At 61.4% G+C, this 20,303-nt stretch carries 22 protein-coding genes; 19 read left to right on the forward strand and 3 right to left on the reverse strand.

Features of this window, described 5'->3' with window-relative positions; genetic code table 11:
• Window positions 1-47: 47 nt before the first annotated feature.
• The 16 genes from EP165_RS17820 to EP165_RS17895 all read left to right on the forward strand — a co-directional run bounded on the left by EP165_RS17820 (window position 48) and on the right by EP165_RS17895 (window position 13,246).
• Window positions 48-428, forward strand: coding sequence for a DUF427 domain-containing protein (locus tag EP165_RS17820; RefSeq protein ID WP_127524197.1), 381 nt, complete (start codon window positions 48-50; stop codon window positions 426-428).
• Between the two features lie 101 nt (window positions 429-529).
• Complete coding sequence (locus EP165_RS17825) at window positions 530-928, forward strand: NADH:ubiquinone oxidoreductase subunit NDUFA12 (RefSeq protein WP_127524198.1); 399 nt, start codon at window positions 530-532, stop codon at window positions 926-928.
• Window positions 929-1,035: 107 nt separating this feature from the next.
• Window positions 1,036-1,476: a DUF2155 domain-containing protein gene (locus EP165_RS17830; RefSeq protein ID WP_127524199.1), complete on the forward strand. Its 441-nt coding sequence runs from the start codon at window positions 1,036-1,038 to the stop codon at window positions 1,474-1,476.
• A gap of 70 nt (window positions 1,477-1,546) precedes the next feature.
• The gene (locus EP165_RS17835; RefSeq protein ID WP_127524200.1) at window positions 1,547-2,443 is read left to right on the forward strand and encodes a VOC family protein; all 897 of its coding nucleotides are present in this window, start codon (window positions 1,547-1,549) and stop codon (window positions 2,441-2,443) included.
• Between the two features lie 82 nt (window positions 2,444-2,525).
• The gene (eno, locus tag EP165_RS17840) at window positions 2,526-3,800 is read left to right on the forward strand and encodes a phosphopyruvate hydratase (protein ID WP_127524201.1); all 1,275 of its coding nucleotides are present in this window, start codon (window positions 2,526-2,528) and stop codon (window positions 3,798-3,800) included.
• 70 nt (window positions 3,801-3,870) lie between these two features.
• Window positions 3,871-4,194 (forward strand): FtsB family cell division protein, encoded by a 324-nt coding sequence (locus tag EP165_RS17845; protein ID WP_127524202.1) that lies wholly within the window; start codon window positions 3,871-3,873, stop codon window positions 4,192-4,194.
• A gap of 174 nt (window positions 4,195-4,368) precedes the next feature.
• Entirely contained in the window at window positions 4,369-5,424 is a 1,056-nt protein-coding gene (pdhA, locus tag EP165_RS17850; protein ID WP_127524203.1) for a pyruvate dehydrogenase (acetyl-transferring) E1 component subunit alpha, read from the forward strand.
• A gap of 14 nt (window positions 5,425-5,438) precedes the next feature.
• Window positions 5,439-6,836 carry a pyruvate dehydrogenase complex E1 component subunit beta gene (locus tag EP165_RS17855; RefSeq protein WP_127524204.1) on the forward strand — a complete coding sequence of 466 codons (1,398 nt, stop codon included), beginning with the start codon at window positions 5,439-5,441 and terminating at the stop codon, window positions 6,834-6,836.
• Between the two features lie 9 nt (window positions 6,837-6,845).
• The gene (locus EP165_RS17860; protein WP_127524205.1) at window positions 6,846-8,165 is read left to right on the forward strand and encodes a pyruvate dehydrogenase complex dihydrolipoamide acetyltransferase; all 1,320 of its coding nucleotides are present in this window, start codon (window positions 6,846-6,848) and stop codon (window positions 8,163-8,165) included.
• Window positions 8,166-8,188: 23 nt separating this feature from the next.
• Entirely contained in the window at window positions 8,189-8,740 is a 552-nt protein-coding gene (locus EP165_RS17865; RefSeq protein ID WP_127524206.1) for an HdeD family acid-resistance protein, read from the forward strand.
• A 12-nt stretch (window positions 8,741-8,752) separates the two neighbouring features.
• The gene (locus EP165_RS17870) at window positions 8,753-9,391 is read left to right on the forward strand and encodes an SGNH/GDSL hydrolase family protein (RefSeq protein ID WP_127524207.1); all 639 of its coding nucleotides are present in this window, start codon (window positions 8,753-8,755) and stop codon (window positions 9,389-9,391) included.
• A gap of 100 nt (window positions 9,392-9,491) precedes the next feature.
• A complete protein-coding gene (locus EP165_RS17875) occupies window positions 9,492-9,923 on the forward strand; it encodes an endonuclease domain-containing protein (RefSeq protein WP_127524208.1) in 432 nt (143 codons plus the stop codon).
• Window position 9,924: 1 nt separating this feature from the next.
• Window positions 9,925-11,367, forward strand: a complete 1,443-nt coding sequence (gene lpdA, locus EP165_RS17880) for a dihydrolipoyl dehydrogenase (protein ID WP_127524209.1) — start codon at window positions 9,925-9,927, stop codon at window positions 11,365-11,367.
• A gap of 79 nt (window positions 11,368-11,446) precedes the next feature.
• Entirely contained in the window at window positions 11,447-11,698 is a 252-nt protein-coding gene (locus EP165_RS17885) for a GlsB/YeaQ/YmgE family stress response membrane protein (RefSeq protein WP_127524210.1), read from the forward strand.
• 106 nt (window positions 11,699-11,804) lie between these two features.
• A complete protein-coding gene (lipA, locus tag EP165_RS17890) occupies window positions 11,805-12,770 on the forward strand; it encodes a lipoyl synthase (protein WP_127524250.1) in 966 nt (321 codons plus the stop codon).
• Between the two features lie 8 nt (window positions 12,771-12,778).
• Complete coding sequence (locus EP165_RS17895) at window positions 12,779-13,246, forward strand: type II toxin-antitoxin system RatA family toxin (protein WP_127524211.1); 468 nt, start codon at window positions 12,779-12,781, stop codon at window positions 13,244-13,246.
• Between the two features lie 16 nt (window positions 13,247-13,262).
• Here the strand turns inward: EP165_RS17895 and EP165_RS17900 are convergent, their stop codons facing one another.
• The 3 genes from EP165_RS17900 to EP165_RS17910 form a co-directional block, all read right to left on the reverse strand.
• The gene (locus EP165_RS17900; RefSeq protein ID WP_245440210.1) at window positions 13,263-14,723 is read right to left on the reverse strand and encodes an SNIPE associated domain-containing protein; all 1,461 of its coding nucleotides are present in this window, start codon (window positions 14,721-14,723) and stop codon (window positions 13,263-13,265) included.
• A 105-nt stretch (window positions 14,724-14,828) separates the two neighbouring features.
• Complete coding sequence (locus EP165_RS17905; RefSeq protein ID WP_127524212.1) at window positions 14,829-15,320, reverse strand: CinA family protein; 492 nt, start codon at window positions 15,318-15,320, stop codon at window positions 14,829-14,831.
• Window positions 15,317-16,519, reverse strand: coding sequence for a bifunctional 2-C-methyl-D-erythritol 4-phosphate cytidylyltransferase/2-C-methyl-D-erythritol 2,4-cyclodiphosphate synthase (locus tag EP165_RS17910; protein WP_127524213.1), 1,203 nt, complete (start codon window positions 16,517-16,519; stop codon window positions 15,317-15,319). The genes EP165_RS17905 and EP165_RS17910 overlap by 4 nt, the downstream gene beginning before the upstream one ends.
• A 141-nt stretch (window positions 16,520-16,660) precedes the next feature.
• Between EP165_RS17910 and dusB the strand changes: the two genes are divergently transcribed.
• From dusB to ntrC, 3 genes are read left to right on the forward strand one after another with little or no spacing between them, the layout of a single operon-like run.
• On the forward strand, window positions 16,661-17,674 hold the full coding sequence (dusB, locus tag EP165_RS17915) for a tRNA dihydrouridine synthase DusB (protein WP_127524214.1): 1,014 nt from the start codon (window positions 16,661-16,663) through the stop codon (window positions 17,672-17,674).
• On the forward strand, window positions 17,671-18,810 hold the full coding sequence (locus EP165_RS17920; RefSeq protein ID WP_127524215.1) for a two-component system sensor histidine kinase NtrB: 1,140 nt from the start codon (window positions 17,671-17,673) through the stop codon (window positions 18,808-18,810). Before dusB ends, EP165_RS17920 begins: the two co-directional genes overlap by 4 nt.
• Window positions 18,807-20,267, forward strand: a complete 1,461-nt coding sequence (gene ntrC / locus EP165_RS17925; protein WP_127524216.1) for a nitrogen regulation protein NR(I) — start codon at window positions 18,807-18,809, stop codon at window positions 20,265-20,267. The genes EP165_RS17920 and ntrC overlap by 4 nt, the downstream gene beginning before the upstream one ends.
• Window positions 20,268-20,303 lie beyond the last annotated feature (36 nt).

Consider the following 20,303-nt stretch of genomic DNA (forward strand, 5'->3'; position numbering starts at 1 on the left):
GTGGATTTCGCGGCGCCTATTTTCGGTCCAACCGATGGAGTGAAACAATGTCCACAACCACCGTCCACGCACCTGGCAACGAGGCGCATTTCATGCATGTCAAACCGGTCGCCGCGCGTGTGCGCGTTCGCAAGGGTGACAGGATACTCGCCGACAGCTCGAGCGCTCTGCGCATCATGGAAACCGGGCACGGCCCCTACGATCCCATGATCTACATCCCCGAGGCCGATGTCAGCGATGCACTTGCCGCGGTTGAAGGCAAGAGCACGCACTGCCCGCTGAAGGGCGACGCTTCCTACTTCACGCTCGATGGCGATGAAATCGCCTGGACGTACGACCGTCCCCTCGAAGCTTCGCATATGCTGAAAGGTCATATCGCATTCTATCCCGGCAAGGTGACGCTTGAGGAAATCGGCGCCGGCGCCTGACGGGTTCGGCGAATTCCGTCTGGTCGCGCCGCTGCCGCCTTGCATTCGCGGCCATGCGGAGCCATAAGCGGGCCAAGAAACCCGCGCCCGGCTGGAGTGCCATGAAGAATTTTCTCCTTCAGTTTTTCACTTGGTGGAACGGCCAGACCCTCGGCACGCGCTTCCATACCTGGCGGCGCGGCAAGAAGGTCGGCGAAGATGCGTTCGGCAATGTTTATTACCAGGGCGGCAAGGATTCCGAGGGCCGGACCCGGCGCTGGGTGATCTACAACGGCGTCGCGGAGGCGTCTTCCATTCCGCCCGGCTGGCATGGCTGGATGCATCACCGTGTGGCGACGCCGCCTGCGGAGGAAAACTACACCGCCCATGAGTGGGAACTGCCGCACCAGCCGAATCTGACCGGCAGCCCCAGGGCCTATCGTCCGCGCGGCTCGGTGTTGTCCACCGCTGGGCGCCCGCGTGTCACCGGCGATTATGACGCCTGGACGCCTGGGAAGTGATCCCGTCCGCGCGGCTGTCTTCCTGCCATAATTGACGTCTAACCCGAGAGCCGTCTCCGTTGGCGGGCGTATCGCGTCCCGAGCCGAATCTCGTTAGTTGTGGGCAGATGATCGGAAATCTGGTTCGAATCTCTTGCATCTGCCTTGCGGGCCTGAGCCTGCAAACCGCCGCGATGGCGCAGTCGGACGAAAGCACGGCTGCGGTCGAAAGCCAGCGCATCTCCAACCCGGTGGCCGAGTTTACCGGCATCGACAAAATCACCGGGCGTATCATCACTTTCGACGTCTACATCAACGAGACGGTGCAGTTCGGCGCGCTGCAGGTGACGCCGCGCATCTGCTATTCGAGCCCCGATACGGCCGAGGATCCCAAGACCGACTCATTTGTTGAGGTCGACGAGATCACGCTCGACCGTAAGATCAGGCGCATCTTCACCGGCTGGATGTTTGCCGAGAGCCCAGGCCTCAACGCTGTGGAACACGCGGTCTATGACGTGTGGCTGAAGGACTGCAAGGAATCGTCAAACGTCCCGCCGCCCAAGGCCTGATTGCTGCTGGGCAGTCGTTGGGCCTGCTGTGGCTGTTGCGCCGCAACGCCTGTTGATGCACTCCGGCTGAATGACCCTGACACCGACAGAAGCACGCCCGCTCGATCATTTCGTCCTTCAAGTCAGTGGACTTGATGCAGCCCGCGCACGGCTGAGCGCGCTTGGGTTTCAGGTCGCGGCAAACGGCTATCACCCGTTCGGCACCGCCAATTGCTGCATCTTCTTTGCCGACGGCACCTTCCTGGAGCCGCTGGCGATCGCCGACGAGGCAATGGCGCGCGCCGCAGCCGGCACCGGCAACGTTTTCACCCGGCATGCGCTTTCCTTTCGCGAGGAAAACGGTCCGGAAGGCTTTTCGGCCTTTGTTTTCGGTACGAACGACGCCAAGGCTGATCATGCGGCCTTTGCAGAAGACAGTATCTCAGCGGGCGAGATTCTCGATTTCGCCCGCGACTTCGTCGCTGCCGACGGAAGCAGGGGCCGGGCCGCGTTTCGGCTGGCCTTCGCGCTGGCGGCGGAGGCACCGAACTGCCTGTTCTTTTCCTGCGAACGGGTTGCGGTGCCCGAGGTCGATCGCACGGCGCTCTATCAACACCCGAATGGCGTCACCGCAATGGCTGGTGCGATCATGGTCGCACCCGATCCTGCAGCGCTGCGGGAGCGCCTGGCGTCGCTTGGCTGGCTTGCGGTTGACAGCGAGGACGGCGCAGTTCGGTTCACCGGTCCTTCATTCGCGTTGAGCATTGTCACTCCGCGGGCATTCGCCGCCCTGACCGGCCTGCCTGAGCCGGAGGACCTCGGTCCGGCATTCCGCGCGGCAATTTTCAGCTGCCGGGACGAACAGCAGCTGATGCAGCAGCTTCTGCTGGCAGGTATCGATTTCAACTTCACTCCGGACGGCGTGATCGTGCCGCCTGCTGATGGCCAGGGCACAACCTTCATCTTCCGGTCGCAGCAAGCTGTTTGACAGTGGGCTGTACGCTGCCTGCCGTTGCGTTTTGACACGCATCGGCCCATAGAGCGCGCAACGTTTCCCCAAGGAGATATTCATGACTGCCATCGTCGATATCATTGGCCGCGAAATCCTCGACAGCCGCGGAAATCCAACCGTTGAGGTCGACGTGGTGCTCGAGGACGGCTCCATGGGCCGTGCAGCGGTGCCTTCGGGCGCCTCCACCGGCGCTCATGAGGCCGTCGAGCTTCGCGACGGCGGCAAGCGTTACCTTGGCAAGGGCGTCGAGCAGGCGGTTGATGCAGTCAATGGTGAGCTGTTCGAGGCGATCGGTGGCATGGAAGCCGAAAACCAGATCCATATCGATCAGACGATGATCGATCTCGACGGCACCCCGAACAAGAAGCGCCTCGGCGCCAATGCCATTCTCGGCGTTTCGCTGGCCGTCGCAAAGGCTGCTGCCGAAGCCGCAGGTCTGCCGCTTTATCGTTACGTCGGTGGTGCCGGCGCGCACATGCTTCCGGTTCCGATGATGAACATCATCAACGGCGGCGCCCACGCCGACAATCCGATCGACTTCCAGGAATTCATGATCATGCCTCTCGGCGCCGAGAGCTTCCGCGAAGGTCTTCGCTGGGGTGCTGAGGTATTCCACACCTTGAAAAAGGGTCTGAAGGAAGCCGGCCACAACACCAATGTCGGCGACGAGGGCGGTTTCGCCCCCAACCTGAAAAGCGCGCCCGTTGCGCTCGATTTCGTCATGGCCTCGATCGAAAAGGCCGGCTTCAAGCCGGGCGAAGACATCGCCATAGCGCTCGACTGCGCTGCCACCGAGTTCTTCAAGGATGGCGCCTACGTCTATGAAGGCGAGAAGAAGAGCCGCGATCCGAAGGCGCAGGCCAAGTACCTCGCCAAGCTCGCCGGCGACTATCCGATCATCTCGATCGAGGACGGCATGAGCGAGGATGACTGGGAAGGCTGGAAGGCGGTAACCGATCTCATCGGCGACAAGGTGCAGCTGGTGGGCGACGACCTTTTTGTCACCAACACCGCACGCCTCAAAGACGGGATACGCATGGGCGTCGCCAATTCGATCCTGGTAAAGGTCAACCAGATCGGCACGCTGACCGAGACGCTCGACGCGGTGTCTACCGCGCACCGGGCCGCCTACACGGCCGTCATGTCGCACCGCTCCGGCGAGACCGAGGACGCCACCATCGCCGACCTGGCAGTGGCCACCAATTGCGGGCAGATCAAGACAGGCTCTATGTCGCGCTCCGACCGCATGGCCAAATACAACCAGCTGCTGCGTATCGAGGAAGAGCTCGGTTCGCAGGCGCAATATGCGGGGAAATCGATCCTGCGCGGATAAATGGATGCGCTAACCGCGTCTTAAACATGTTGATGGCACATAGGCGGGCACAGCAATTGCGAAGCCCGCCATGTGGACCCGCCAGCACAAAAACCGAAAATCCGGCGCGCTCATCGTCCCGGCGCTCGCCGCAGCGTTCCTGTCCTATTTCGGCTACCACGCCTTTCAGGGCGAGTTCGGCATATATGCGGGCTACGCCTTTGAGGCGCGTGCTGCCGCGCTTTCCAGCGAGCTTGATACCGTTCGCCACCGGCGTGGCGAACTCGAACACCGGGTGAAGCTGCTCAGCGATGGTTCGCTGGAGAAAGACACGCTCGATGAATATGCGCGGCGGGCGCTGAATCTTGCGCACGACAACGAAATTGTCATCTACCGGCCCGTACGCGCGAATTAGCCTAAATCAAGTTAACAGCAATTTTGTTCAGCAATGCCAGCTAGTTAGCGGCATGGCAGCTATGCATTTTCGGCGTGGCCCAACGGGCTCCTCCATGATAACGTTTTTGCCAGGAGTTGGGGAGGACGCTCCCTGCAACCGTCCGCAAGAGACGCATCATACAGGGAGAGGCGCATGGCAGCGGCCCGAAAATCCGCCGGCAGGAAATCCGAAACGAAAACCAGGATCGAGGCCAAGCTGCCACCGCAGCCGAAGGCGCCTGCGCCGGCGGTTTTCAAGAAGGAAGACGAGCTCGCCGCATATCGCGACATGCTCCTGATCCGCCGCTTCGAGGAAAAGGCCGGCCAGCTTTACGGCATGGGTTTCATCGGCGGCTTCTGTCATCTCTATATCGGCCAGGAAGCGGTTGTTACCGGCATGAAGATGGCGATCCGCGAGGGTGATCAGATGATCACCGCCTATCGCGATCACGGCCATATGCTTGCAATGGACATGTCGCCACGCGGTGTGATGGCCGAGCTGACCGGACGCCGCGGCGGTTATTCCAAGGGCAAGGGCGGCTCCATGCACATGTTCTCCAAGGAGAAGCATTTTTACGGCGGCCACGGTATCGTCGGTGCCCAGGTTTCGCTTGGCACGGGGCTCGGCTTCGCCAACGCCTACCGCGACAACGGTTCAGTGTCGCTCACTTATTTCGGCGACGGCGCGGCCAACCAGGGTCAGGTCTACGAGAGCTTCAACATGGCCTCGCTGTGGAAGCTGCCGGTCATCTACATCATCGAGAACAACCGCTACGCGATGGGCACCTCCGTTGCCCGCTCGTCGGCCGAGACCGATTTTTCGCATCGCGGCCTGTCTTTCAAAATTCCCGGCATCCAGGTCGACGGCATGGATGTGCGTGCGGTGAAATCGGCCGGCGAGATGGCCGCCGAATGGTGCCGCGGCGGCAACGGTCCGATCATTCTGGAAATGCAGACCTACCGCTATCGCGGCCATTCCATGTCGGACCCGGCCAAGTATCGCTCGAAGGATGAAGTGCAGAAGATGCGCTCCGAGCACGATCCGATCGAACAGGTGCGTCAGCGGGTGATCGACAAGAAGTGGGCGTCGGAAGACGAACTCAAGGCCATCGACAAGGAGGTGCGGGACATCGTCGCCGACGCCGCCGAGTTCGCGCAGAACGATCCCGAGCCGGATGCATCCGAGCTCTATACCGACATCGTATTGTAGGGGAGGCGGGTAACATGCCGATCGAAATCCTTATGCCCGCACTGTCCCCCACGATGGAGGAGGGCAATCTCGCCAAATGGGTGAAGAACGAAGGCGACAAGGTCGAGCCGGGCGATGTGATCGCCGAAATCGAGACCGACAAGGCAACCATGGAGGTCGAGGCTGTCGACGAGGGTACGCTTGGCAAGATCCTCATTGCGGCCGGAACCGAGGGCGTGAAGGTCAACACGCCCATCGCTGTGCTTCTGCAGGAAGGCGAAAGCGCCGGCGATATCGGCAAGGCTTCTTCGCCAGCGCCGAAGGAAGCTGAAAAGCCGGCCGAAGAAGCCGCCCCCGCAGCCTCCGAAAGCGATACCTCTTCGGAAAAGGTGCCGGCGGCACCGAAGGCCGAAGCCGCTTCCGATCCGGACATCCCCGCAGGCACCGAGATGGTTTCGACCACGGTGCGCGAGGCGCTGCGCGACGCGATGGCCGAGGAGATGCGCCGCGACGGCGACGTCTTCGTCATGGGTGAGGAAGTCGCCGAATATCAGGGCGCCTACAAGATCACGCAGGGCCTGCTGCAGGAGTTCGGCGCCAGGCGCGTCGTGGACACTCCGATCACCGAACATGGCTTTGCCGGTGTCGGTGTGGGTGCCGCAATGGCCGGGCTGAAGCCGATCGTTGAGTTCATGACCTTCAACTTCGCCATGCAGGCGATCGACCAGATCATCAATTCGGCGGCGAAGACGCTTTATATGTCCGGCGGCCAGATGGGTGCGCCGATTGTCTTCCGCGGGCCGAACGGCGCTGCCGCCCGCGTGGCGGCACAACACAGCCAGGATTATGCGGCCTGGTACAGCCATGTGCCCGGCTTGCGCGTCATCCAGCCTTACACGGCCGCCGATGCCAAGGGGCTGCTCAAGGCGGCGATCCGTGATCCCAACCCGGTCATCTTCCTGGAAAACGAGATCCTCTACGGCCAGAGCTTCGACGTGCCGAAGATGGATGATTTCGTGCTGCCGATCGGCAAGGCACGCATCCACAAGGCCGGCAAGGATGCAACGATCGTCTCCTTCGGCATCGGCATGACCTATGCCGTTAAAGCGGCGGACGAACTTGCCGGCATGGGTATCGACGTCGAGGTAATCGACCTGCGCACCATCCGCCCGATGGACCTCGATACTGTGATCGAATCGGTGAAGAAGACCAACCGCCTCGTCACGGTGGAAGAGGGTTTCCCGCAGTCTTCAGTCGGCGACCACATCGCAAGCCAGGTCATGCAGCGCGCATTCGACTGGCTCGACGCGCCGGTGGTTACGATCTGCGGCAAGGACGTGCCGATGCCCTACGCCGCCAATCTGGAAAAGCTGGCGCTGCCCAATGTGGCGGAAGTGGTCGAGGCGGTGAAGGCCGTCTCTTACCGGAGCTAGGAGAGCACGATGCCGATACAAATCACCATGCCGGCGCTCTCCCCGACGATGGAGGAGGGCAACCTCGCCAAGTGGCTCGTCAAGGAAGGCGATAAGGTCGAACCGGGCGATGTAATCGCCGAGATCGAGACCGACAAGGCCACGATGGAAGTCGAAGCGGTCGATGAGGGCACGGTCGCCAGGATCGTCGTCCCGGCAGGCACCGAGGCGGTCAAGGTCAATGCGCTGATCGCCATCCTGGCCGGCGAAGGCGAAGATGTCGCCGATGCTGCCAAAGGCGACCTCGGCGGTAATTCGGGTGGCTCCAAGGTGCCAGCGCCTCAGCCGGATGCGAAGCCTGAAGAAAGCAAACCTGCGGAGAAGCCCGCTGCTGCTCCGGCCCCCGCTGCTTCTGCATCTGCCAATACTGGAGACCGCACCTTCTCCTCGCCATTGGCGCGCCGCATCGCGAAAGATGCGGGCATCGACCTTTCGGCAGTGAAAGGCAGCGGCCCGAAAGGCCGTGTCGTAAAGGCCGATGTCGAGGCGGCAGTCGCCGGCGGCGGCGCAAAGGCTGCTCCCGCTGGCGCGCCGGCAGCCGCGCCGAAGCCGATGTCCGACGACGCCGTGCTCAAGCTGTTCGAGGAAGGCAGCTACGAGCTCGTCCCGCACGACAATATGCGCAAGACGATCGCGCGCCGTCTGGTCGAGGCCAAGTCGACGATCCCGCATTTCTATCTGACGCTCGATTGCGAGATCGATGCCCTTCTTGCCCTGCGCAAGCAGCTCAACGATGCGGCGCCGGTGATCGACGACAAGCCGGCTTACAAGCTCTCCGTCAATGATCTGGTCATCAAGGCGATGGCGCTGGCGCTGCGCGATGTCCCGGCCGCAAACGCCTCATGGACGGACGCCAACATGGTCATGCACAAGCATTCCGATGTCGGTGTCGCGGTGTCTATTCCAGGCGGCCTGATCACGCCCATCGTGCGCCGCGCGGAGGAAAAGACGCTTTCCGTCATCTCCAACGAGATGAAGGATCTCGCCGGCCGCGCCCGCAACCGCAAGCTGAAGCCTGAGGAATATCAGGGCGGCACGACCGCGGTTTCCAATCTCGGCATGTTCGGCATCAAGGACTTCTCCGCCGTCATCAACCCGCCGCACGCGACCATCCTCGCTGTTGGCGCTGGCGAAGAACGGGCGGTGGTGAAGGGCGGCGAGATCAAGGTTGCCAACGTAATGTCGGTGACGCTTTCGACCGACCATCGTGCCGTCGACGGCGCGCTGGGCGCGGAGCTTCTGGCCGCTTTCAAGAGCTACATCGAAAAGCCGATGGCGATGCTCGTCTAGGACTGAACGAGGGAGATTGATCAATGGCAAGCGCACATGAATCCCGCAACATGGGCTCCTCATGGGTCCTGATGGCGATCCTTGCGGTCGTCTCCATCGTCGGCGGCGTGCTGGCGCTGGCGAACCCGTTTGCAGCCAGCATGGCCGCAACGCTGCTTGCCGGCTGGTTCTTCGCTATTCTGGGCGTCATCCAGATCATTCAGGCTTTCAGGGTCACGGACTGGTCGGGCTTTCTTTGGGCGCTCGCCTTCGGTGTTCTCACCCTGGTGGTCGGCGGCGTGCTTCTGCTCGACCCGCTCGCCGGCATGGTCTCGCTGACGGTTCTGGTTGCGGTGCTCTTCCTGGTCACAGGTGTCGCAAAGGTGATGTTCTCGCTGTCGCTGCGGCCGGTTTCCGGCTGGGCCTGGGTGCTCGTCTCCGGCATCGTCTCGCTGCTGCTTGGTGTGATGATCCTCGCCAACTTCCCCTGGTCGGCCGCAAACGTGCTTGGCATTCTGCTTGGCATCGAACTTCTGTCGAACGGCATTCTGTTCCTGTTCGTTGCGCTTGGCCTGCGCAAGCTCGCCAGGCTCTAGGCAGGCCCGGTCATGAAGACGGTCCTTTGTTATGGCGATTCACTCACCTGGGGCTATTCGGCGGAAGGCCCGTCGCGCCACGCCTTTGAGGACCGCTGGCCGTCGGTTCTGCAGAACGCGCTTGGACCGGAAGTGGAGGTCATCGCCGAGGGTCTGAATGGCCGTACCACGGCGTTTGACGATCACCTCGCCGGTGCCGACCGCAACGGTGCACGCTTGCTGCCGTCCATGCTCACCACCCATGCGCCGCTGGATCTCGTGATCCTCTTCCTCGGCGCCAACGACATGAAACCCTGGATCGCCGGCCGCGCGATTGCCTCCAAACAGGGCATCGGCAGGCTGATCAACATCATCCGCAGCCATGGCTATCCCTTTGGCGAGGCGGCACCCGAAATACTGGTCGTCGCGCCGCCGCCCCTGCGTGAAACCGGTGATCCGGATTTCGCGGCGATGTTCGAGGGCGGTATCGAGCAATCGCGCATGCTTGCATCCTTCTACGCCGATCTCGCCGACGAGCAGGGCTGCGGGTTTTTCGATGCCGGCCTCGTCGCGCGGACCACGCCGCAGGACGGTGTGCATCTCGATGCGGAAAACACCCGCGCCGTCGGGCGCGGTCTGGAGCCGGTCGTGCGCCTCATGCTGGGGCTGTGACGATGGTTGCGCGGCAACGGCTCAACGCGATTCCCTCCCCCTTGCGGGGAGGGGTAGGGGTGGGGGTGGTTCCGCCCATCTGCGGGGCGGAGCATTGAACATGGCTTGGAATCAGACTTCTGCGAAGTATGTGGGCGGCAAGGCGAAAGCCTTCGCGCCAAAATTGCGCAGGACCATGACCGAACCTGAAAAGCGCCTTTGGTGGCATTTGCGGGCGCGGCTCCCGCTGGAGGGCACACACTTTCGGCGCCAAGTACCGATCGGCCCGTACGTAGCAGATTTCTTTTGCCTTGGTCGCAGGCTGATTATTGAGGTCGATGGCCATCAACATGGAACCGACGAGGCATTGGCATACGATGCTCGAAGGGATGCATATCTGAAGCGCGGCGGCTTCAGTTTGTTGCGGTTCTCCAATCGCGAAATCATGACCGAACTGGAAGTAGTGCTCGACACCGTTCATGCCGCGCTGGTCGCGGCGACCCCCACCCCTTGCCCCTCCCCGCAAGGGGGAGGGGAATTCGGAAAGGCATAACATGGCCGAAACATACGACGTCATCGTCATCGGAGCCGGGCCAGGCGGATACATTGCCGCCATCCGAGCCGCGCAGCTCGGCTTGAAGACTGCGATTGTCGAGCGCGAGCATCTGGCTGGCATCTGCTCAAACTGGGGCTGCATTCCCACAAAGGCACTGCTGCGCTCCGCCGAGGTCATGCACCTTGCCTCGCACGCCAAGAACTACGGTCTGACGCTGGAAGGTTCCATCAAGCCTGACCTCAAGGCGATCGTGGAGCGTTCGCGCGGCATCGCGGCGCGCATGAACGGCGGCGTCGGCATTCTGATGAAGAAGAACAAGGTCGACGTCATCTGGGGCGAGGCGAAAATCTCGAAACCTGGCGAGGTCGTTGTTTCCAAGACTTCCAAGAAGCCGATGGAACCCTATGTGGGGCCGCCCAAGAACACGCTGGGCGAGGGCACTTACAAGGCGAAGCACGTCATTGTGTCCACGGGCGCGCGGCCGCGCGTGCTGCCGGGCATCGAGCCCGACGGCAAGCTGATCTGGACCTATTTCGAGGCCATGGTGCCCGACAGGATGCCCAAATCGCTGATCGTCATGGGCTCGGGTGCCATCGGCATCGAATTCGCCTCCTTCTACCGGACCATGGGTGTCGACGTGACCGTGGTTGAGCTGATGCCGCAGGTCATGCCGGTGGAAGACGCAGAGATCTCGAAATTCGCTCAGAAGCAGTTCGAGAAGCAGGGCATAAAATTCATGCTCGAAGCCAAGGTCGCGAAGGTCGAGAAGGACGCGGACAGCGTCACCGCCCATATCGAGACCAAGGACGGCAAGATCGAGAAACTCACCGCCGACCGGCTGATTTCGGCAGTCGGCGTGCAGGGCAATGTGGAAAATCTCGGCCTTGAGGCTGTCGGCGTGAAGACCGACCGAGGTACCATCGTGATCGACGAATATTGCCGCACGAATGTGAACGGCATCTACGCCATCGGCGATGTCGCCGGCCCGCCGATGCTTGCCCACAAGGCCGAGCACGAAGCGGTCATCTGCGTCGAGAAGATCGCGGGAAAGCACCCGCATCCGCTCGACAAGCTGAAAGTACCGGGCTGCACCTACTGCCATCCGCAGGTGGCCTCTGTCGGCCTCACCGAAAAGAAGGCGAAGGAGGCCGGCCGCGATATCCGTGTCGGGCGCTTCCCCTTCGTTGCCAACGGCAAGGCCGTGGCGCTTGGCGAGGATCAGGGGCTGGTGAAGACCATCTTCGACAAGAAGACCGGCGAGCTTCTGGGCGCTCACATGGTCGGCGCCGAAGTGACGGAGCTGATCGAGGGTTTCGTGGTCGCCATGAACCTCGAGACCACCGAGGAAGAGCTCATGCACACGATCTTCCCGCACCCCACCCTGTCTGAGATGATGAAGGAAAGCGTGCTCGACGCCTATGGTCAGGCGCTCAACATCTGACGGATAGACCTCGATAGCGACACATATCTGGTGTTAAGCTCCGCCCCGGGCGGGATTCCCACTCACAGAGGAGAGGACGATGGAAGGTGCTGCAGTAGGCTGGATTGCGGCCATTGTAATCGGCGGTGTTGCCGGTTGGCTGGCCGAACAGTTCATGAAGAGCAATATGGGGCTCATCATGAACATCCTTTTGGGCATTGTCGGAGCCATTGTCGCAAATGCGATACTCGGCGTGTTTGGCATCGCGCTCGGCGGCTGGCTCGGTTATCTGATCGCCGGTTTCATTGGTGCGTGTATTCTGATCTGGCTCGGGCGCCTGCTCAGGCGTTAGCCGAAATTTGTAATCGCGTATTGAGGCCGCCATGCGTGCGTGGCGGCCTTTCGCCACTCCGCTTGCGACCTATATGGAAGCTTGAACGCATAACGAAAGTCGATTGATGGTCACGATCCTCGATACGGTTGCCGAAACCAAGCGCGTCCGTCATCCCGAAAAGGCTCATCGGCCTGATCAGGAAGTGCTGCGCAAGCCGGACTGGATTCGCGTCCGGGCACCGACATCGCGCGGTTTCCTCGAAACGCGCGAGATCGTGAAGTCCAACAAGCTCGTCACCGTGTGTGAGGAGGCTGGCTGCCCCAATATCGGCGAGTGCTGGGACAAGAAGCACGCCACTTTCATGATCATGGGCGAGATTTGCACCCGCGCCTGTGCCTTCTGCAACGTCGCCACCGGCATTCCTTCCGCGCTCGATCTCGACGAGCCGGCAAATGTCGCCAGGGCCGTCGCGCAGATGGGGCTGAACCATGTGGTGATCACCTCGGTCGACCGCGACGACCTTGCCGATGGCGGCGCGCAGCATTTTGCCGATGTTATCGGCGCTATCCGCGCGACCTCACCCGGCACAACGATCGAGATACTGACCCCCGACTTCCTGCGAAAGGACGGCGCACTGGAGGTGGTGGTTGCCGCGAAGCCGGACGTCTTCAACCACAATCTTGAAACGGTGCCGTCGAACTATCTGACTGTGCGCCCTGGCGCCCGCTATTTCCACTCGATCCGCCTGCTTCAGCGGGTGAAGGAGATCGATCCGACGATCTTCACCAAATCCGGCATCATGGTCGGCCTCGGCGAAGAGCGAAACGAAGTGCTCCAGCTCATGGATGATTTGAGGACCGCGCAGGTCGATTTCATCACCATCGGCCAGTACCTGCAGCCGACGAAGAAACACCACGCGGTGAAGAAGTTCGTCACGCCGGACGAATTCAAGTCCTATGAGAAGATCGCCTACACCAAGGGCTTTTTGATGGTATCGGCGAGCCCGCTCACCCGCTCCTCGCATCATGCCGGAGAGGACTTCCAGCGCCTGCGCGCCGCGCGGGAAGCGCGCCTTGGGGCAGCCACCTAGCTCGAACAATGCCGAAATATTCATCCGTCACGCAGGTCGCGCACGCTCCGGCCCAGATGTTCGCGCTGGTCGCCGACGTTGAGCGTTACCCTGAGTTCCTGCCCATGTGCGAGGCGCTGACCGTGCGTTCCCGGCGCGAGGGTGATGGTATTACCGTACTCACCGCCGACATGACGGTCGGCTACAAGGCACTGCGCGAAACCTTCACCAGCCAGGTCACCCTGCGGCCGGCCGAAAACCGCATCGACGTGAAATATCTGGAAGGTCCGTTCCGCTATCTCGAAAACCGCTGGGATTTCGAACCGACCGCCGGCGGCGGCACCGATATCCGCTTCTTCATCGACTACGAGTTCAAAAGCCGCATTCTCGGCGCGCTGATGGGGTCGATGTTCGATCGCGCCTTCCGCATGTTCGCCGATGCCTTCAAACGCCGGGCCGACACGATCTACGGGTTTTCGCAGTCGCTAAAGGCCTAGGGTGGTGGTGATCGACTCAAAGTACGGCGGGGAAGGCAGATTCTTCCAATTGTTTCGATTGCCCCAACTCATTTCGGCGTCGAGCAAGCGTTTCATGATATTCTTGAGCTTCGATATCTCTAAAAAAGGGGGCCTCGGGGGAGACCCGCTTTAGAGCCGCCTCGACCTCTGCAAGCGCAACTCTGAAAAACTCTTTGCGGTAGTTTTGGGCATTGACACGAACTTGCTCGAATTCGCTGTGGAGCGCCCGCTCGAGCGCCGGAGCATCTTCGCTATAGACGATTGCATGAACATCGAACGTGAAGGGTACGCTTGCATCGCCCAGTTCCTTCACCCGGTCCATTGGATCCAGTCGTCGTGTAAGACCAATCTTAATGACATTTTCTCCAAACGAGCCAATGTTGGAGATGATATAGACATAGCCTGACTTTGTTCGTTCGGCCATTGCCTGCGCGCGCTCTGCTTTAGCGTGTGCTTCCGAGAGATCGCGTTCCAGCGTTCTGATTTGCTCGCCGAAGGCCTCCAGCTGCGGCCCAGCTACTTTCGCAGCTTCTGCTTTCGCTTTGGCGAGTAGGCGTTCGTAGCGCTCTTCCTCTTGCTGGGCTATTTCCAGGTCGCGCATCAGCTTTTGTTCTTCGCGCGCTGCACGTGCTAGCTCGGCGCGTTCGTCTCGTTCGGCCTTCTGTTTTTCGCGATACTCGTGAGTAAGAAATAGCTCTGTGAGCTTTAGCTTAAGGAATTCATCCGTAATAACTATCGCGTTGGATGTGTTGTGCTTATCGATTTGATCTCTTGCACGAACGATCCGCTTTTCCATTGCGTTGACGTTGTTCCAGCGCGCATTGGCGATCGCGGCATCGCACTCGTTGTTAAAGGCGCGCAATGTGAGGCGGATGTTGCGCTTGATCATCGTTTGGCCTTTTGAAAGGCTGCCGTCGACGGTCCAGTTTGTAGTGCAGATCACCGCATTTTCGGCGGAAATCGTGCCCTTCTGCTCGTCCTTGATGCTGTTGATAGCGGATTTGAATTGTTCGCTGTCGGTGAAGTCGAAATGCGGTTCGTAGATGCCCATCTCTGCGAAAGCCAGACGTTCATCGAAAATGGCCAGTTCCGATAGCAGGCGGTCGTATACAAGCTTCTTTTCGGCGTAGTTGGAGCGTAGCTCCGCAATCTCTCCATTTTGCGCTGTGACTTGCTCCTGAAGCATTTGTCTTTCACCATCAAGATCCATCAAATCGCCAAAACGTCCTTCGAGATAGCCAACGCGATCTTTCAGCGTCTTGTTGTTCTCAAGAAGGGCCTTTCCCGCCGCCAGAGCCCGCTCAGCCAGATTTACTTTCTCGGCGAGCTGCCCGGCGACTCTCTTAAGCTGCCGTGACGAGCGCCACCAAAGAAACAAAGTAAACATGAATGCGAATGGCAGTAGCAGAAGCACAAGCGCCAAGACGACGGCAATTACATTTGAAGGGTTTTCCATAATTCCTCCTGAGAGGAAGGTATGGCCGAAAAACAAGATTTGGCAATGTTATGGTATGCGCTATCGACGCAGAGTTGCTCCGTCGTTGAGCCCGGCGTCGCCTGATCAGTTCGACAATGCCGTTTCCAGCATCTGCAGCGCGTGACCGCAGGCGGCCTGCCGCACCTCGGACCTGTCGGCATCCTTGAAAAGACAGTGCTCCGAATGCACGGGTTGGCCGGCCTGTGCCAGCCCGAACCAGACAAGCCCGACCGGCTTGTCCGCACTGCCGCCGCCGGGGCCGGCGATGCCGGTGACCGAAATAGCAATGCCGGCGCGCGAATGCGCCAGTGCGCCCTCGGCCATCTCGCGCGCGGTTTCCGCCGATACGGCGCCGAACCGGTCCAGCGTTTCGGCTTTCACGCCGAGCATGTCCTGCTTCGCCTCGTTCGAATAGGTGACGAAGCCGCGGTCAACGACAGTTGATGAGCCGGCGATGTCGGTCAGCGCCGAAGCGATCATACCGCCGGTGCAGGATTCCGCCGTTGCCAGCATGATGCCGCGTGCCTCGCAAAGCGAAAGCACCTTGCGCGCAAGCGCCTGCGTTTGCGCGCTCACGCGGGCAGGCTCCCCGGATAGACGACCGTGGCCGTCGCAATTGCCGCAATGCCTTCCTCGCGGCCGACAAAGCCGAGCTTCTCGTTCGTGGTTGCTTTGACCGAAATACGCTCCGGCCCGATACCAAGCATATCCGCCATCGCGGCAACCATCGCTTCGCGATGCGGCCCGACGCGCGGCGCTTCGCAGATCAAGGTGATGTCGGCATTCGCAATGCGCCCGCCATGCTGGCGCACGGTCGCCGCTGCATGTTCCGCGAAGACGCGCGACGCGCAGCCCTTCCATTGCGGGTCCGAGGGCGGGAAATGCGTGCCGATATCCCCGGCGCCGCAGGTCGCAAGCAGTGCATCGGTCAGTGCATGCAGGCCGACATCGGCATCGGAATGTCCGCTGAGCGCCTTGGTGTGGTCGATCTGCACGCCACAAAGAACCACAGCGTCTCCCGGCCCGAAAGCGTGCACATCATAGCCATTGCCGGTGCGCACGTCAGGAAAGTGGTTCGCCTGCGAAAGCCGCGCATCTGCCATTTCGAGATCCTTTGCCCAGGTCAGCTTGATGTTGTCGGGAGAGCCCTCGACAATTTTGACCGAAATGCCGTGCCATTCGGCGATTGCTGCGTCATCGGTGAAGTCGAGCCTGCCGGAATCGTTGGCAGCCTCGTGCGCGGCAAGGATCGGCTGGAAAGGAAAGCCCTGCGGCGTCTGTGCCGCGTGCAGCCCGTCGCGCGGCACAGTCTGTGAAATCAGCCCCTCGCTGCCCGCGCGCTTCAGCGTGTCCGAAACCGGCAGGGCGGGCAGGGCGCCGGTGCCCTTGAGCGCCGTTTCGCCGACGCGGCCGATGAGACCGGCATCGACAAACGGCCGCACACAATCGTGGATCAGAACGGCGGCAGGCGGATCGCCGGCCAGCGCACGCAGCGCAAAGAGTGTCGATTCCTGCCTGGTCGCGCCCCCGATGACCTTGGTCACCCGTTCCGCATATTCCCCGACTGCCTCGCGAAAAAGCCGCTCGTCGTCGCGGTGGATGGCGATAACGATGCGCCCGACGCCGGGTGCGGACGCAAAGGCAGCAATGGTGTGCCGCATGACGGGCTGGCCGCCGATCGCCCGGTACTGCTTCGGGCCTTCCTTCGATTGTCCCACCCGTTCGCCGCGCCCGGCGGCGACAATCACAACGGCAACTTCCGCATCTTTTTTCATGCGTGACGAATAGGCGCGTCGCTTGCGAAACGCCAGTGCGTTCAAACACCGCAATTGTTATCGACTAAAACGTTTCTGTTGCAGAGCAGCAATTTTCTGGCTACAGAATAGGCATGAATTCGTATTGCCCGGTTTTTGTGCATGACTGATCTTTCAGCACCGCTTTCGGTCGGTGGAGTGGTTCTGCGGAACCGCGTCTTCCTTGCGCCGATGTCCGGCATTACCGACGCTGTTTTCCGTCGCTTGGCTGATGGCCACGGCGCCGGCCTCGTCGTCTCCGAAATGGTCGCCAGCGGTGAGCTTGCCAAAGGCAGGGGCGACACCGCGCGCCGCATCCGGCGGCCGGATATCGGCGTTCACATGGTGCAGCTTGCCGGACGGGAAGCCGCGCACATGGCCGACGCGGCACGCATTGTCGCCGACGGCGGCGCGGATATTGTCGATATCAATATGGGCTGTCCGGCCAAGAAGGTGACCGGCGGTTATTGCGGTTCGGCGCTGATGCGCGATCCCGACCACGCTTTGCGTCTCATCGATGCCGTTGTCGGGGCTGTTTCGGTTCCGGTGACATTGAAAATGCGCCTCGGCTGGGATGAGAACGCGCTCAACGCGCCGCAGATCGCGCGTCGCGCTCAGGATGCCGGTGTCCGGATGATCACCGTGCATGGCCGCACGCGCTGCCAGTTCTACAAGGGTTCTGCCGACTGGCGTGCAATTGCACGGGTCAAGCAGGCGGTTTCGGTTCCAGTTGTCGCCAATGGCGATATTCACACTCTGGCCGATGCGCGGCAGGCGTCGGAACTGTCCGGTGCCGATGCCGTCATGGTCGGCCGGGCCCACTATGGAGCGCCCTGGATGGCTGGCGCCATTGCGCTGGAAGCAGCTGGGCAGGCGAGTGCCGTCGCGCCGCAGGAACCCGCCCGGCTCGCGGATTATGCCGCCGCCCATTACGAGGCGATGCTTGGCCTCTATGGCGTCGAAACCGGCCTGCGCGTCGCACGCAAGCATCTCGGCTGGTACTTCGACCGCCACGCCGATCCGGACGCCGTCGATTTGCGCCGGACGGCACTGACGTCGAGCGAGCCCGGTGCGGTTATCACGGCCCTGCGTTCCGCGTTGGGTGAGGCGGCCCCGGACGCACGGAGGGCGGCATGAACCTGCCAGTCGCAAATGCCGGCGCGCAATCCGATCTCGCAAATGTGGTGCTGGACGCGATCTGTCATCCGGTCCTGATGGTCGATGCCAAAAACCGCATCACCTATGCCAATGCCGAGGCCGAGGATTTTCTGCGTTCGAGCGCCGCCGTCCTCACACGCAGCGAGCTTGCCAGGTTCATTCCCTTCGGCAGTCCGCTGCTGACCCTGGTCGAGCAGGTGCGCGAACGCCGTTCGCCCTACAACGAATACCGCGTCGACGTATCCTCGCCCCGCATCGGCTCGGAGAAGATTGTCGATTTGTATGTCGCGCCGGTTTCCGAGATCGCCGGTTCGGTTGTCATCATGTTTCAGGAACGGTCGATGGCCGACAAGATCGACCGTCAGATGACGCATCGTGGCGCGGCGCGCTCCGTCACTGGCCTTGCCGCAATGCTTGCGCACGAAATCAAGAACCCGCTGTCGGGCATTCGCGGCGCTGCCCAACTGCTCGAAAGTGCCGTCGCGGATGGCGACCGCCCGCTGACCCGCCTCATCACCGACGAGACAGACCGCATTGTCGCGCTGGTCGACCGGATGGAAGTATTTTCGGACGAACGGCCGATCGACCGGGCGCCGGTGAATATCCACGTCGTGCTCGACCATGTGAAGCGTCTTGCCAAATCGGGTTTCGCATCACGCATCAGGATCACCGACGAGTTCGACCCCTCGCTGCCGATGGTGAATGCCAATCGCGATCATCTGATCCAGGTTTTCCTCAACCTGGTGAAAAACGCTGCCGAGGCGGTTGGCGATGACCCGAATGGCGAAATCAGGCTGACCACCGCGTTTCGTCCAGGCATTCGGCTTGCCGTGCCGGGCACGCAGGACCGCGTGTCACTCCCTCTCGAGTTCTGCGTCCACGACAATGGCCCTGGTGTCTCCGACGACATCCTGCCGATCCTGTTCGACCCGTTCATCACCACCAAGCAGAACGGTTCCGGGCTCGGTCTGGCGCTGGTGGCAAAGATCGTCGGCGAGCATGGCGGCGTCATCGAATGCGATTCCTCGCCACGCGGAACGACCTTCCGTGTCCTGATGCCGGCCTGGCGCGGCGGGGAGCACGATGCGGCCCACGATGAGGAAGAAACGGTATGACGGTGCGCGGAAACATTCTCGTCGCCGATGACGACGCCGCCATTCGCACGGTGCTCAATCAGGCGCTGTCGCGTGTCGGACATCAGGTCCGGGTCACGTCGAATGCCGCCACTCTCTGGCGCTGGGTGTCGTCGGGCGAGGGCGATCTGGTGATCACCGATGTGGTCATGCCCGACGAGAACATCTTCGATCTGCTGCCCCGGATGCGCAAATCGCGTCCAGACATGCCGGTCATCGTCATGAGTGCGCAAAACACCTTCATGACCGCGATACGTGCCTCCGAAGGGGGCGCATACGAATATCTGCCAAAACCGTTCGACCTGACCGAACTGCTCGGCATTGTCAGCCGCGCCCTGTCGGAGCCCAAGCGCTCTCTGGCGGACAACACCGCCGACGACCAGCCCGAATCGATGCCGCTGGTCGGACGTTCGCATGCCATGCAGGACATCTACCGCATGCTTGCGCGTATGATGCAGACCGACCTGACGGTCATGATTTCCGGCGAGTCCGGCACCGGCAAGGAACTCGTCGCGCGCGCGCTGCACGAATATGGCCGCCGCCGCAAAGGGCCGTTTGTGGCAATCAACATGGCTGCCATTCCGCGCGACCTGATCGAGTCGGAGCTCTTCGGCCACGAAAAAGGTGCCTTCACCGGTGCGCAGAACCGCTCCACAGGCCGCTTCGAGCAGGCAGAAGGCGGAACGCTGTTTCTGGACGAGATCGGCGACATGCCGATGGAAGCGCAGACGCGCCTTCTCAGGGTGCTGCAGCAGGGCGAATACACGACCGTGGGCGGCCGTACCCCGATCAGGACCGATGTGCGCATCGTTGCTGCCACCAACAAGGACCTGCGCACGCTGATCAATCAGGGCCTGTTCCGCGAAGATCTGTACTACCGGCTCAATGTCGTTCCGATCAGGTTGCCGGCCCTGCGCGAGCGCTCGGAGGATATTCCCGATCTCGTGCGCCACTTCTTCAAGCAGGCCGAGTCGGAGGGCCTGCAGGCCAAACGTATCGCGGCGGGCGGTTACGAGGCGATGCGGCGTTATCCCTGGCCGGGCAATGTGCGCGAACTGGAAAACCTGATCCGCCGCCTTGCCGCGCTTTATCCGCAGGAAGAGATCGGACAGGAGATCATCGAAGCCGAACTGCGCACCGCCGATGCGGCAACCGCGTCGGTCACCGAGGCGGTCTTGCCCGAAGACCTGTCGATCGGACAGGCGGTCGAACATTATCTGCAGCGCTATTTCAGCGATTTCGGCAGCGACTTGCCGCCACCCGGTCTCTATCAGAGGGTTCTGGCGGAGGTTGAATATCCATTGGTGCTTGCATCGATGACCGCAACGCGCGGCAACCAGATCAGGGCAGCGGAACTGCTCGGGCTCAACCGCAACACACTTCGCAAGAAAATCCGCGAACTCGGCGTCAACGTCTATCGCGCCTCAAAACAACCCTGATTTCCCCCGTTGTATTCCCGCAGAATGCGCCGGTCG

This window comes from Mesorhizobium sp. Z1-4, from assembly GCF_004000235.1.
Taxonomy (GTDB): Bacteria; Pseudomonadota; Alphaproteobacteria; order Rhizobiales; family Rhizobiaceae; genus RCIO01.